This is a genomic window from Pseudomonas sp. 2VD (assembly GCF_005503585.1).
GTDB lineage: Bacteria > Pseudomonadota > Gammaproteobacteria > Pseudomonadales > Pseudomonadaceae > Pseudomonas > Pseudomonas aeruginosa.
The window spans coordinates 1-13866 of the sequence record NZ_SCND01000141.1 but is presented as its reverse complement, the minus strand read 5'-3'; the positions used below and the strand labels follow the sequence as shown (position 1 = coordinate 13866).

Genomic DNA, 13866 nt, shown 5'->3' with positions numbered 1-13866 from the left:
GAGCACCTGTTCAACGTCGGCCCCGGCGCGTTCAACCCGCCGCCCAAGGTCGACTCGGCCATCGTCCGCCTCACCCCCTTCGCCGAGCCGCCCCATCCGGCACGCGACCCGAAACTGCTCGAACGGGTGGTCCGCGAGGCCTTCAACCAGCGCCGCAAGACCCTGCGCAACACCCTCAAGCCTCTCCTGAGCGTCGAGGACATCGAGGCCGCAGAGGTCGATCCGACCCTTCGTCCCGAACAACTCGACCTGGCCGCATTCGTCCGCCTGGCCAACCGGCTGGCCGAGCTGCCAGGCAATCGTTAGTCTGATGAGACACTCGTCAGGAATCAGGCAAGCCGTATGAGCGATACCCAGCACCAGGTCAACGTCAGGGTCGACACCCGCTACCTTCCGGAACAGTCCGCCCCGGAGCAGAACCGTTTCGCCTTCGCCTACACGGTGACCATCGAGAACCAGGGCGAGGTTCCGGCCCAACTGCTGTCGCGCCACTGGATCATCACCGACGGCGACGGCCGTACCCAGGAAGTTCGCGGCGCCGGCGTGGTCGGCAAGCAACCGCTGATCGCCCCCGGCGCGCAACACACCTACACCAGCGGCACGGTGCTGGCGACCCGGGTCGGCAGCATGCGCGGCAGCTATCAGATGCTCGGCAGCGACGGAATCGCCTTCGACGCCGCGATCCCGGTGTTTCGCCTGGCCGTACCGGGAGCGCTGCACTGATGGCGGTCTACGCGGTAGGCGACCTGCAGGGTTGCCTGGATCCCCTGAAATGCCTGCTGGAGCGCGTCGCCTTCGACCCGGCCAAGGACCGCCTGTGGCTGGTCGGCGACCTGGTCAACCGCGGCCCGCAGTCCCTGGAGACGCTGCGCTTCCTCTATGCCATGCGCGAGTCGGTGGTCAGCGTCCTGGGCAACCACGACCTGCACCTGCTGGCGGTAGCGCACAAGTCCGAGCGCCTGAAGAAGTCCGACACGCTGCGGGAAATCCTCGAGGCGCCGGACCGCGAGCCACTGCTCGACTGGCTGCGTCGCCTGCCGCTGCTGCACTATGACGAACAACGCAAGGTCGCCCTGGTGCATGCCGGCATCCCCCCGCAGTGGAGCCTGGAAAAAGCCCGCCTGCGCGCAGCCGAGGTGGAGCAAGCATTGCGCGACGACCAGCGCCTGCCGCTGTTCCTCGACGGCATGTACGGCAACGAGCCGGCCAAGTGGGACAAGAAGCTGCATGGCATCGATCGCCTGAGGGTGATCACCAACTACTTCACCCGCATGCGTTTCTGCACCGAAGATGGCAAGCTCGACCTGAAGAGCAAGGAAGGCCTCGACACCGCGCCGCCCGGCTACGCCCCCTGGTTCAGCTTCCCTTCGCGCAAGACCCGCGGCGAGAAGATCATCTTCGGCCACTGGGCGGCCCTCGAAGGCCACTGCGACGAGCCCGGCCTGTTCGCCCTGGATACCGGCTGCGTCTGGGGCGCGCGGATGACCCTGTTGAACGTTGACAGCGGCGAACGCCTGAGCTGCGATTGCGCCGAACAGCGCGCGCCGGCCAGACCCGCCGCCACGCCCGCATGAATCCCCGGCGTCCGGTGGACGCCCTGTACACAGGTACCCTGACATGAGCGACACCTTCCAGCGCATCGCCCCCGAACAGGCCCGCCAGCTCCGCGAAAACGGCGCCCAGGTGGTCGACATCCGCGACCCGCAGAGCTTCGCTGTCGGCCACATCAGCGGCTCGCGGCACATCGACAACCACTCGGTGGCGGACTTCATCGCCGCCGCCGACCTCGACGCTCCGCTGGTGGTGGTCTGCTACCACGGTAACTCCAGCCAGAGCGCCGCCGCCTATTTCATCCAGCAGGGCTTCAGCGACGTCTACAGCCTCGACGGCGGCTTCGAGCTATGGCGCAGCGTCTATCCCGCGGATACCAGCAGCGGCGAAGCGGAGTAGGCCGCGCCGCTACCCCGCCAAAAAAACTGTAACTTCTCTCGCCTTTCTTCCTTTACTCCGTCCAGAACGAACTATTCTTTTCCTCAGGCCATCCAAAACAGGGGAGAGCCGGCACACCGGCTTCCGGGCCATCGGCTGTGACCGTTAGGAGCGCTGGCGGAAAGGGAAGCACCGTGCAGCGACGGAGTCTGGGGGATTCTCGCCGGCCTGGCTGGCGGCCCCCCCGCACCCGCACGACCGATCCCGCGCCGGCTCACTGCATCGAGCGAGGAGACGTCATGAGCATTTTCAGTCACTTCCAGGAACGCTTCGAAGCGACCCGCCAAGAGGAATATTCCCTCCAGGAATATCTCGACCTCTGCAAGCAAGACAAGACAGCCTATGCCTCTGCCGCCGAGCGCCTGCTGATGGCGATCGGCGAGCCGGAATTGCTGGACACCTCGGTGGACTCCAGGCTGTCGCGGATCTTCTCCAACAAGGTGATTCGCCGCTACCCGGCGTTCGCCGACTTCCACGGCATGGAGGAATGCATCGACCAGATCGTCGCGTTCTTCCGCCATGCGGCCCAGGGCCTGGAGGAGAAGAAGCAGATCCTTTACCTGCTCGGCCCGGTCGGCGGCGGTAAATCCTCCCTGGCGGAAAAACTCAAGCAACTGATGGAGAAGGTGCCCTTCTACGCGATCAAGGGCTCGCCGGTCTTCGAGTCGCCGCTGGGCTTGTTCAACCCCGACGAAGACGGCGCCATCCTCGAGGAGGACTACGGCATCCCGAGGCGCTACCTACGCTCGATCATGTCGCCCTGGGCAACCAAGCGCCTCAACGAGTTCGGCGGCGACATCAGCCAGTTCCGCGTGGTCAAGCTGTACCCCTCGATCCTCAACCAGATCGCCATCGCCAAGACCGAGCCCGGCGACGAGAACAACCAGGATATATCCGCGCTGGTCGGCAAGGTCGACATCCGCAAGCTGGAGGAATATCCGCAGAACGACGCGGACGCCTACAGCTATTCGGGCGCCCTCTGCCGGGCCAACCAGGGCCTGATGGAATTCGTCGAGATGTTCAAGGCCCCGATCAAGGTCCTGCACCCGCTGCTGACCGCGACCCAGGAAGGCAACTACAACAGCACCGAAGGCCTCGGTGCCCTGCCCTACAGCGGCATCATTCTGGCTCACTCCAACGAGTCGGAATGGCACAGCTTCCGCAACAACAAGAACAACGAGGCCTTCATCGACCGCATCTACATCGTCAAGGTGCCGTACTGCCTGCGCGTGGCGGACGAGATCAAGATCTACGACAAGTTGCTGGTCAACAGCTCGCTGGCGCATGCCCACTGCGCGCCGGATACCCTGAAGATGCTCTCGCAGTTCTCCGTGCTGTCGAGGTTGAAAGAGCCGGAAAACTCGAATATCTACTCGAAGATGCGGGTATATGACGGCGAAAACCTGAAAGATACCGATCCCAAGGCCAAGTCGATCCAGGAATACCGCGACTCGGCCGGGGTCGACGAAGGCATGGCCGGGCTTTCCACCCGCTTCGCCTTCAAGATCCTCTCCAAGGTATTCAACTTCGACCCGCACGAGGTAGCGGCCAACCCGGTGCACCTGCTCTACGTCCTCGAACAGCAGATCGAGCAGGAACAGTTCCAGCCGGAAACCCGCGAGCGCTACCTGCGCTTCATCAAGGAATACCTGGCGCCGCGCTACGTCGAGTTCATCGGCAAGGAAATCCAGACCGCCTACCTGGAGTCCTACAGCGAATACGGTCAGAACATCTTCGACCGCTATGTGCTGTACGCCGACTTCTGGATCCAGGACCAGGAATACCGCGACCCGGAAACCGGCGAGATCCTCAACCGCGCCGCCCTCAACGAGGAACTGGAGAAGATCGAGAAACCCGCCGGCATCAGCAACCCGAAGGACTTCCGCAACGAGATCGTCAACTTCGTGCTGCGCGCCCGCGCCGGCAACAACGGCAAGAACCCGAGCTGGCTGTCCTACGAGAAGCTGCGCGTGGTGATCGAGAAGAAGATGTTCTCCAACACCGAGGACCTGCTTCCGGTCATCAGCTTCAACGCCAAGGCCAGCAAGGAGGACCAGCAGAAGCACAACGACTTCGTCAAACGCATGGTCGAGCGCGGCTACACCGAGAAGCAGGTCCGCCTGCTGTCGGAATGGTACCTGCGGGTTCGCAAGTCGCAGTAGTCTGCCATCGGTACGGTCGCTGCGACCGTACCGGTCGCCGTCGCATTCGGACCTCGGCGCCTCCGCTCCGGCGGGGCGCCACAGGCCCTGAGGAGCATTCATGAGCTACGTCATCGACCGGCGTCTGAACGGCAAGAACAAGAGCACGGTGAACCGCCAGCGCTTCCTGAGGCGCTACCGTGAACACATCAAGAAGGCCGTCGAGGAGGCCGTCAGCCGGCGTTCCATCACCGACATGGAGCACGGCGAGCAGATCAGCATTCCCGGGCGCGATATCGACGAACCGGTGCTGCACCATGGCCGCGGCGGGCGGCAGACCGTCGTCCACCCCGGCAACAAGGAATTCACCGCCGGCGAGCACATCGCCCGCCCATCCGGCGGCGGGGGCGGCCGCGGCGGCGGCAAGGCCAGCAACAGCGGCGAAGGCATGGACGACTTCGTCTTCCAGATCACCCAGGAGGAATTCCTCGACTTCATGTTCGAGGACCTGGAGCTGCCCAACCTGGTCAAGCGCCACATCACCGGCACCGACACCTTCAAGACCGTCCGCGCCGGCATCAGCAACGACGGCAACCCGTCGCGCATCAACATCGTCCGCACCCTGCGCTCGGCCCATGCGCGGCGCATCGCGCTGTCCGGCGGCAGCCGGGCCAAGCTGCGCGCGGCGCTGAAGGAACTGGAGCGGATCAAGCGCGAAGAGCCGGACAACCTCGGCGATATCCAGGAACTCGAGCTGGAAATCGCCAAGCTCCGCGCGCGCATCGACCGGGTACCGTTCCTCGACACCTTCGATCTCAAGTACAACCTGCTGGTCAAGCAGCCCAACCCCACCTCCAAGGCGGTGATGTTCTGCCTGATGGACGTCTCCGGCTCGATGACCCAGGCGACCAAGGACATCGCCAAGCGCTTCTTCATCCTGCTCTACCTGTTCCTCAAGCGGAACTACGAGAAGATCGAAGTGGTGTTCATCCGCCACCACACCAGCGCCCGCGAGGTCGACGAGGAGGAGTTCTTCTACTCCCGCGAGACCGGCGGCACCATCGTCTCCAGCGCGCTGAAGATGATGCAGGAGATCATGGCCGAGCGTTATCCGACCCATGAGTGGAACATCTACGCCGCCCAGGCCTCGGACGGCGACAACTGGAACGACGACTCGCCGGTGTGCCGGGACATCCTCCTCAAGCAGATCATGCCGTTCGTCCAGTACTACACCTACGTCGAGATCACCCCGCGCGAACACCAGGCCCTGTGGTTCGAGTACGAGCGCGTGCGCGAAGCCTTCGAAGACAGCTTCGCCCAGCAGCAGATCGTCTCGGCATCGGACATCTACCCGGTGTTCCGCGAGCTGTTCCAGAGGAGGCTCGTCGCATGAGCAAGCGCCAGCCCATCGCCACCGGCTCGGAATGGACTTTCGAGCTGATCCAGCAGTACGACCGGGAAATCAGCAGGATCGCCGAGCGCTATGCCCTGGATACCTATCCGAACCAGATCGAGGTGATCACCGCCGAGCAGATGATGGACGCCTACGCCTCGGTGGGCATGCCGATCGGCTATAACCACTGGTCCTACGGCAAGCACTTCCTCAGCACGGAAAAGAACTACAAGCGTGGCCAGATGGGCCTGGCCTACGAGATCGTGATCAACTCCGACCCCTGCATCGCCTACCTGATGGAGGAAAACACCCAGTGCATGCAGGCGCTGGTGATCGCCCACGCCTGCTACGGGCACAACAGTTTCTTCAAGGGCAACTACCTGTTCCGCACCTGGACCGATGCCAGTTCGATCATCGATTACCTGGTGTTCGCCAAGCAGTACATCATGCAGTGCGAGGAGCGCTACGGGATCGACGCGGTGGAAGACCTGCTCGACTCCTGCCACGCCCTGATGAACTACGGTGTCGACCGCTACAAGCGGCCCTACCCGATTTCCGCGGAAGAGGAGCGGCAGCGGCAGAAGGAGCGCGAGGAACTGATCCAGCGCCAGGTCAACGACCTCTGGCGGACCATCCCGCGCGTCGGCGGCAAGGACAAGGAACAATCCATGGCGCGCTATCCGAGCGAGCCGCAGGAGAACATCCTCTACTTCATCGAGAAGAACGCGCCGCTGCTGGAGCCCTGGCAGCGTGAGGTGATCCGCATCGTGCGCAAGATCGCCCAGTATTTCTACCCGCAACGCCAGACCCAGGTGATGAACGAAGGCTGGGCGACCTTCTGGCACTACACGCTGCTCAACGATCTCTACGACGAAGGCCTGGTCAACGACGGCTTCATGATGGAGTTCCTGCAATACCACACCAGCGTGGTCTACCAGCCGTCCTTCGACAGCCCCTACTACAGCGGCATCAACCCCTACGCCCTGGGCTTCGCCATGTACCGCGACATCCGCCGCATCTGCGAGGATCCTACCGACGAGGATCGCCGCTGGTTCCCGGATATCGCCGGCAGCGACTGGCTGGCCACACTGAAGTTCGCCATGAAGAGCTTCAAGGACGAAAGCTTCATCCTCCAGTTCCTCTCGCCCAAGGTGATTCGCGACCTGAAGCTGTTCAGCATTCTCGACGACGACCAGAAGGACGACCTGCTGGTCGCGGCGATCCACGACGAAGCCGGCTACCGCACCATCCGCGAGACCCTGGCGGCGCAGTACAACCTCGGCAACCGCGAGCCGAACATCCAGATCTGGAACGTCGACCGTCGCGGCGACCGCTCGCTGACCCTGCGCCACCAGCAGTTCGACCGCCAGCCGCTGAGCGACTCCACCGCCGACGTGCTCAAGCACCTGCATCGCTTGTGGGGCTTCGATATCCACCTGGAGACCCTGCAGGGCGACCAGCTCGTGCAGACCCACCACATGCCGCCCAAGGGCGCTAGCGAGGGCGAGGAAGGCTACCCGCGCCTGGACCTGATCATCCCGCCCATTTGATCGGTTGACGTCCGCCCCGACCGCCGGCCAGCATGCCGGCACGGTCGGGGCCGCCCACAGCAGAACAAGAAGCCGGCCGTCCACGGGAGCCGCCATGCGCCTGTTCGCCATCGTCCTGCTCTGCCTCGTCCTGGCCACCTGCGCCAGCCACATCCCCAGCGCCCGGGTGACCCATCCGGCCAGCGCCGGATTGCCCGGCCTGCAAGGTTTCCAGTTGATGCCGCCGGAACAGGCGGTCGACGCCCTGCCCTACCGCAACCGCTATCCGCTGATAAACGCAGAGCTGCGCCAGGGACTGGCGGCCCACGGCTACCACGAGAGCGCTACCCCGCAATTCCGCGTCTACTACTGGCTGGCGCTGCGCGACGCACCTCTGGAATTCCGCCCCGACCTTCCGCCCACCTCCGGCATGGGGCCTTATCTGGCGATCCACCGCCTGCGCGACGAAACCGGAACATTGCGCGTGCGCCTGGTCGACCTGGAGGAGCGCGTTCTCTGGGAAGGTATGGTAAGCACCGGCCTCAGCCCCGCCAGGGCCAACCCGGAACAGCTCGAACTGGCGGTCGGCGCCCTGCTCCGGCAGCTTCCACGCGCCCGCTAGGACACCCTGGGGTAGACTTCCGCCTATCACGCGGAGGATTCCCATGCAGATTTACAAGGTCGGCGGCGCCGTGCGCGATCGCCTTCTCGGCCGTCCGGTCACCGATATCGACTGGGTGGTGGTCGGTGCCAGCAGCGACGAGATGCTAGCCCGCGGCTACCGCCCGGTGGGCGCCGACTTCCCGGTCTTCCTTCATCCGCAGAGCGGCGAGGAATACGCCCTGGCGCGCACCGAGCGGAAGAGCGGGCGCGGCTACGGCGGCTTCACCTTCCATGCCAGCCCCGAGGTGACCCTGGAGGAAGACCTGACTCGCCGTGACCTGACCATCAACGCCATGGCCGAGGACGAACAGGGCCGGGTAATAGATCCCTACGGCGGCCAGGCAGACCTCGAGGCGCGCCTGCTGCGCCACGTTTCCCCGGCGTTCGCCGAGGATCCCCTGCGGGTCCTGCGCGTAGCGCGCTTCGCCGCCCGCTACGCCGGCCTGGGCTTCCGGATCGCCGCCGAAACCCTCGCCCTGATGCGCCAACTGGCGGAATCCGGCGAGTTGCAGGCGCTGACCCCGGAGCGCAGTTGGAAGGAAATTTCCCGAGCCCTGATGGAACCCAACCCCGAGGTCTTCATCCAGGTCCTGCACGACTGCGGCGCCCTGGCCGAACTGATCCCGGAAGTCGAGGCGCTGTTCGGCGTACCGCAGCCGGCGGCCCACCATCCGGAAATCGATACCGGCGTCCATGTCCTGTCGGTATTGCAGCAATGCGCCCGCCACCGGCAGCCGCTCAGCGTACGCTGGGCTTGCCTCCTGCACGACCTGGGCAAGGGACTCACCAGCGAAGCGGACTGGCCCCGCCATATCGCCCACGAGGCTCGCGGCGTGCCGTTGATCGATGCGGTGAACCAGCGCTTCAGGGTGCCGCGCGACTGCCAGGAACTGGCGCGCCTGGTGGGCGAGTACCACACCCACGCCCATCGGGCGCTGGAGCTGCGCCCGAATACACTGCTGGAGCTGTTGCAGAGCTTCGACGTGTATCGCCGCCCGCAGCGTTTCGAGGAGTTCGTCGCCGCCAGCGAGATGGACGCGCGCGGCCGCCTCGGCCTGGAACAGCGGGACTATCCGCAGGCCGCCTACCTGCTCGGCGCGGCGCAGGCAGCGCGGGCAGTCAGCGTGAAGCCGCTGGTGGAAAAGGGCTTGAAGGGCGCGGAACTGGGCGAGGCGCTGAAGCGTGCGCGCCTCGCCGCACTCAAGGCCTACAAGGAAGAACGCGGAAAGGCCTGAAGCAGCGCTTCGGGAGTCAACGCCTGGCCACGCCATTCGAATGGCGCCGGCCAGAGCTTCTGCTGGATCCTCGTCTCGCGCCAGAGATCGCCCAGCGGCTGGCGGGCGACCGGATGCTCCAGGTTCGGCGCCAGCTCGGACAAGGGCCAGAGCACGAAAGCGTTCTTCAGCACTTCGGCGCGCGGCAGCACCAGGCCATCGAAATCGCCCACCAGGTCGCCGTAGAACAGCACGTCGATATCCAGCGGCAGCCCCTTGCGCTCTGGCGCATAGCGGCCATTGTCGGCCTCGATGTGCTTGAGTCGCAGGCTCAGTTCGGCCAGCGGCAGATCGGTGCGGGCAGACACCACCAGGTTGAAGAACGGCCCGCTCTTGATACCCACCGGCTCGCTCTCGAACACCGGCGAGCAACGCAGGTCATGAAGGAAACCGGCCAGCGCATCGAGGCCGGCACGCAGGTGGCGCTCACGCTCGACATTGCTGCCGAGGCCGAGGTAGACCGGGATCAGCGACATCCGCGTTCGATCTCCACGCCAACGCCACGGGCCGCCGGCACCGCGCCGGGCTTGGTCACGCGGATGCGCAGCCAGGGAATGCCGCGCTCGCCCATCAGTACCTCGGCGAGGCGCTCGGCGAAGGTTTCCACCAACTGGAAATGCGATTCCCGGGCGAACTCCTGCACCCGCTCGGACAACGCGGCATAGTCCAGCGCCAGGGCGAGATCGTCGCCCGCGGCGGCCGGACGGTTGTCCCAGCCCAGGGTCAGGTCCAGGCGCAGGCACTGACGGATGCCGCGCTCCCAGTCGTACACGCCGATGACGGTATCGACCTCCAAGCCTTCGATAAAAACTCTGTCCACTTCGCTACCCGCTCCAAGGGATGCCACGACAAGCGTGCGCCGCCCCGTTAGAATCGAGGACATCCTCGTCCTCGGTGGAATCCATGGTCTGGCTACTGGCGATCCTCGCCTACCTGCTCGGTTCCCTCTCCTTCGCCGTCCTGCTCAGCCGCTGGTTCGGCACCCAGGACCCGCGCGCCAGCGGTTCCGGCAACCCCGGCGCGACCAACATGCTGCGCGTCGCCGGGAAGAAACTCGCCATCCTGACCCTGCTCGGCGACGTCGGCAAAGGCCTGTTGCCGGTGCTGGTCGCCCGCTGGCTGGGGCTCGGCGTGATGGAGGAGGCCTGGGTCGGCATCGCCGCCGTGATCGGCCACCTGTATCCGCTGTACTTCAACTTCCGCGGCGGCAAGGGTGTCGCCACCGCCGCGGGCATGCTCCTCGGCCTCTATCCGCCGGCCGTACTGCTGGCCGCAGCGGCCTGGCTGCTGACCTTCAAGCTGTCGCGCACCAGCTCGCTCGCCTCGCTGGTGGCCACCCCGCTGACCCTGCCGTTGCTGGCCTGGCAGCAGCCCGGAGCGCTGCTGCCGATGACCGTGCTGACCGGCCTGATCGTCTGGCGGCACCGCGCCAACTTACGCGATCTGTTCGCCGGCCGCGAACGGCATTTCTAATCCATAAAAGGAAAAAACTTCATGCAGTCTGGCCCAGCTGCGTCATCGACACCTGCCTGACTGCGACCTGGCGGCCACTCAGACCGCCGGCAGCGACTCCATCGGCCAGCGCGGCTGGACGCTGATCGCCGGGCCGTCATGCTGGCCGGCGAGCAGGCGCTGGCAGCCGGCGTAGGCAATCATCGCGCCATTGTCGGTGCAGAAGCGCGGGCGGGCGTAGAACACCTGCCCCTTCATTTCGCCGAGCATCTTTTCCAGGCCGCTGCGCAGCGCCTGGTTGGCGCTGACGCCGCCGGCGATCACCAGGTTCTTCAGGCCGGTCTGCTTCAAGGCGCGACGACACTTGATCAGCAGGGTCTCGACCACCGCGGTCTGGAACGCCAGGGCGATGTCGCAGCGGGTCTGCTCGCTGTCGTCGCCGGCCTCGACGCAACGCTGCCAGGTGTTCAGGGTAAAGGTCTTGAGCCCGCTGAAGCTGAAGTCCAGGCCGGGGCGATCGGTCATCGGCCGCGGGAACACGAAGCGGCCAGGAGTGCCGCGCTCCGCCAGGCGGGCGATTTCCGGACCACCGGGATAGCCCAGGCCGATCAGCTTGGCGGTCTTGTCGAAGGCTTCGCCGGCGGCATCGTCCACCGATTCGCCAAGCAACTGGTAGCGGCCGATACCGTCCACCCGCACCAACTGGGTGTGACCGCCGGAAACCAGCAAGGCGACGAACGGGAACCGCGGCGGCTGCTCTTCCAGCATCGGCGCCAGCAGGTGCCCTTCCATGTGGTGCACGCCGACCGCCGGCACGCCCCAGGCGAAGGCCATCGCCTGGGCACAGGAAGCCCCCACCAGCAGGGCGCCGACCAGGCCGGGACCGGCGGTATAGGCGATCGCGTCGATATCCGCCGGCGTGCAGCCGGACTCGTCGAGCACCTGGCGGATCAGCGGCAGCATGCGCTTGACGTGGTCGCGCGAGGCCAGCTCGGGCACGACGCCGCCGTAGACGCGATGGAGGTCGATCTGACTGAACAGCGCGTCGGCCAGCAGGCCGCGTTCGCTGTCGTAAAGGGCGACGCCGGTTTCGTCGCAGGACGTTTCCAGTCCCAGCACGCGCATGGGCTTGAGCCTTAGAGCTTGGCAAATACGAAGCCGCGCATGATAATCGGCGGCTTTGCGCCAGACCAGTGTTTTTCGATCGGAGGCTTTGCATTCCTCCGGCCGAACCGTTAATATCCGCAACCCTTGAAAACCGACGTATCCGCGCCACCTTGCCGGAGTACGTTCAACCCCCGGTAATCAGTGAAGGTACGACCTGGATGCCAGCCGTCAAAGTAAAAGAGAACGAACCCTTCGACGTAGCCCTGCGTCGTTTCAAGCGCTCCTGCGAAAAAGCAGGTGTACTGGCTGAAGTTCGCAGCCGCGAGTTCTACGAGAAGCCCACTGCCGAGCGCAAGCGCAAGGCCGCTGCCGCAGTGAAGCGCCACGCGAAGAAAGTACAGCGCGAACAGCGCCGTCGCGAGCGCCTGTACTGATCCACTCGACGCCCACGCGTCAGTGATCGTGCCTCAGCCCGGCCCCGGCCGGGCTTTCGGCTTTCCGCCATGAGCGAAATCAAATCCCGCCTCCTCGACGCCGTCAAGGTCGCCATGCGCGCCCAGGACAAGCCGCGGCTGACCACGTTGCGCCTGGCCCTCGCGGACATCAAGCGCGTCGAAGTCGACGAACGCATCGAGGTGGATGACGCCCGAGCCCTGCTGATCCTCGACCGGATGATCAAGCAGCGCCGCGACGCCCAGCGCCAGTTCAGCGACGCCGGCCGCCAGGACCTCGCCGAGGTCGAGGCCGCCGAGATCCTCGTGCTCCAGGACTTCATGCCCAAGCCCCTGGACGACCATGAGATCGACGCCCTGATCGAGCGCAGCATCGTCGACAGCGGCGCCCAGGGTCCGCAGGACATGGGCAAGGCGATGAACCTGCTGCGACCGCAGGTCCAGGGTCGCGTCGACATGGCACAGGTCAGCCAGCGCCTGAAGGCGCGCCTCTCCTCCTGAAACACCGCGCCGGCCTGATCGGCCCGGCGATAATTGCTATGCTGCCGCTCTGCGCCCACGCGCCGTCGTTTTCGAGAACACCATGGCCGGCCTGATACCGCAAAGCTTCATCGATGACCTGCTGAACCGCACCGACATCGTCGAGGTGGTGAGTTCGCGCATCCAGCTGAAGAAAACCGGCAAGAACTACAGCGCCTGCTGCCCGTTCCACAAGGAAAAGACTCCCTCGTTCACCGTCAGCCCGGACAAGCAGTTCTACTACTGCTTCGGCTGCGGCGCCGGCGGCAACGCGCTCGGCTTCGTCATGGACCACGACCAGCTGGAGTTCCCCCAGGCGGTCGAGGAACTGGCCAAGCGTGCCGGCATGGACGTGCCGCGCGAGGAACGCGGCGGACGCGGGCACACGCCGCGCCAGCCGACCGACTCGCCGCTCTACCCGCTGCTCAGCGCCGCCGCCGAGTTCTACAAGCAGGCGCTGAAAAGCCACCCGGCGCGCAAGGCCGCGGTGAACTACCTGAAGGGCCGCGGCCTGACCGGCGAGATCGCCCGCGACTTCGGCCTCGGTTTCGCCCCGCCCGGCTGGGACAACCTGCTCAAGCACCTGGGTGGCGACAACCTGCAACTCAAGGCCATGCTCGACGCCGGCCTGCTGGTGGAGAACAGCGACACCGGCAAGCGCTACGACCGCTTCCGCGATCGCGTGATGTTCCCGATCCGCGACAGCCGCGGGCGGATCATCGCCTTCGGCGGCCGGGTGCTCGGCGACGACAAGCCGAAGTACCTGAACTCCCCGGAGACTCCGGTCTTCCACAAGGGCCAGGAACTCTACGGACTCTACGAAGCCCGGCAGAAGAATCGCGACCTCGACGAGATCATGGTGGTCGAGGGCTACATGGATGTCATCGCCCTGGCCCAGCAAGGCATCCGCAACGCGGTGGCGACCCTCGGCACGGCGACCAGCGAGGAACACATCAAGCGCCTGTTCCGCCTGGTACCGAGCATCCTGTTCTGTTTCGACGGCGACCAGGCCGGCCGCAAGGCGGCCTGGCGCGCCCTGGAGTCGGTGCTGCCGAACCTGCAGGACGGCAAGCGCGTGCGCTTCCTGTTCCTCCCCGAGGGGGAGGACCCGGACAGCCTGGTACGCGCCGAGGGCGAGGATGCCTTCCGCGCACGCATCACCCAGCAGGCCCAGCCGCTGGCGGAGTACTTCTTCCAGCAACTGATGCTGGAGGCCGACCCCGCCACCCTGGAAGGCAAGGCCCACCTGGCGACCCTCGCCGCGCCGCTGCTGGAGAAGATTCCCGGGAACAACCTGCGCCTGCTGATGCGGCAACGTCTGTCGGAAATCACCGGCCTGTCCGGCGA

Annotated in this window: 16 protein-coding genes; 13 read left to right on the top strand and 3 right to left on the bottom strand. The window is 65.4% G+C overall.

What is annotated here, in order from left to right:
• From FFS27_RS16720 to FFS27_RS16675, 9 genes are all read left to right on the top strand, one after another.
• The coding region (locus FFS27_RS16720; protein ID WP_272483166.1) for a ribosomal RNA small subunit methyltransferase A at positions 1–306 on the top strand (306 nt) is incomplete at its 5' end.
• Positions 307–342: 36 nt separating this feature from the next.
• On the top strand, positions 343–723 hold the full coding sequence (apaG, locus tag FFS27_RS16715) for a Co2+/Mg2+ efflux protein ApaG (RefSeq protein WP_021263064.1): 381 nt from the start codon (positions 343–345) through the stop codon (positions 721–723).
• Positions 723–1574 carry a symmetrical bis(5'-nucleosyl)-tetraphosphatase gene (locus FFS27_RS16710; protein ID WP_003113213.1) on the top strand — a complete coding sequence of 284 codons (852 nt, stop codon included), beginning with the start codon at positions 723–725 and terminating at the stop codon, positions 1572–1574. Before apaG ends, FFS27_RS16710 begins: the two co-directional genes overlap by 1 nt.
• Before the next feature lie 43 nt (positions 1575–1617).
• Positions 1618–1950, top strand: coding sequence for a thiosulfate sulfurtransferase GlpE (gene glpE / locus FFS27_RS16705; protein WP_003099577.1), 333 nt, complete (start codon positions 1618–1620; stop codon positions 1948–1950).
• 278 nt (positions 1951–2228) lie between these two features.
• The gene (locus FFS27_RS16695; RefSeq protein WP_003085078.1) at positions 2229–4151 is read left to right on the top strand and encodes a PrkA family serine protein kinase; all 1923 of its coding nucleotides are present in this window, start codon (positions 2229–2231) and stop codon (positions 4149–4151) included.
• A 100-nt stretch (positions 4152–4251) separates the two neighbouring features.
• Positions 4252–5523 carry a YeaH/YhbH family protein gene (locus tag FFS27_RS16690; RefSeq protein ID WP_003099579.1) on the top strand — a complete coding sequence of 424 codons (1272 nt, stop codon included), beginning with the start codon at positions 4252–4254 and terminating at the stop codon, positions 5521–5523.
• Positions 5520–7073 (top strand): SpoVR family protein, encoded by a 1554-nt coding sequence (locus FFS27_RS16685; protein ID WP_003085073.1) that lies wholly within the window; start codon positions 5520–5522, stop codon positions 7071–7073. Before FFS27_RS16690 ends, FFS27_RS16685 begins: the two co-directional genes overlap by 4 nt.
• 94 nt (positions 7074–7167) lie before the next feature.
• Entirely contained in the window at positions 7168–7674 is a 507-nt protein-coding gene (locus tag FFS27_RS16680; RefSeq protein ID WP_003085071.1) for a DUF4136 domain-containing protein, read from the top strand.
• Between the two features lie 43 nt (positions 7675–7717).
• Positions 7718–8950, top strand: a complete 1233-nt coding sequence (locus FFS27_RS16675) for a multifunctional CCA addition/repair protein (RefSeq protein WP_003117955.1) — start codon at positions 7718–7720, stop codon at positions 8948–8950.
• Here FFS27_RS16675 and folK read toward each other — a convergent pair.
• Both folK and folB read right to left on the bottom strand, forming a co-directional pair.
• The gene (gene folK / locus FFS27_RS16670) at positions 8923–9465 is read right to left on the bottom strand and encodes a 2-amino-4-hydroxy-6-hydroxymethyldihydropteridine diphosphokinase (RefSeq protein ID WP_003137363.1); all 543 of its coding nucleotides are present in this window, start codon (positions 9463–9465) and stop codon (positions 8923–8925) included. The genes FFS27_RS16675 and folK overlap by 28 nt on opposite strands.
• A complete protein-coding gene (gene folB, locus FFS27_RS16665) occupies positions 9456–9809 on the bottom strand; it encodes a dihydroneopterin aldolase (protein ID WP_003099587.1) in 354 nt (117 codons plus the stop codon). Before folB ends, folK begins: the two co-directional genes overlap by 10 nt.
• Before the next feature lie 83 nt (positions 9810–9892).
• Here folB and plsY point away from each other — a divergent pair, with 83 nt between their 5' ends.
• Positions 9893–10462: a glycerol-3-phosphate 1-O-acyltransferase PlsY gene (plsY, locus tag FFS27_RS16660; RefSeq protein ID WP_003085061.1), complete on the top strand. Its 570-nt coding sequence runs from the start codon at positions 9893–9895 to the stop codon at positions 10460–10462.
• 78 nt (positions 10463–10540) lie between these two features.
• On the opposite strand, the gene tsaD is transcribed toward plsY, so the two are convergent.
• Positions 10541–11566, bottom strand: coding sequence for a tRNA (adenosine(37)-N6)-threonylcarbamoyltransferase complex transferase subunit TsaD (gene tsaD, locus FFS27_RS16655; RefSeq protein WP_003109020.1), 1026 nt, complete (start codon positions 11564–11566; stop codon positions 10541–10543).
• A gap of 200 nt (positions 11567–11766) precedes the next feature.
• Between tsaD and rpsU the strand changes: the two genes are divergently transcribed.
• The 3 genes from rpsU to dnaG all read left to right on the top strand — a co-directional run.
• Entirely contained in the window at positions 11767–11982 is a 216-nt protein-coding gene (gene rpsU / locus FFS27_RS16650) for a 30S ribosomal protein S21 (protein WP_003085057.1), read from the top strand.
• A gap of 69 nt (positions 11983–12051) precedes the next feature.
• The gene (locus tag FFS27_RS16645) at positions 12052–12501 is read left to right on the top strand and encodes a GatB/YqeY domain-containing protein (RefSeq protein WP_003085042.1); all 450 of its coding nucleotides are present in this window, start codon (positions 12052–12054) and stop codon (positions 12499–12501) included.
• Between the two features lie 82 nt (positions 12502–12583).
• Positions 12584–13866, top strand: a 1283-nt coding sequence (gene dnaG / locus FFS27_RS16640; protein ID WP_137952103.1) for a DNA primase, incomplete at its 3' end; no start/stop codon positions are given.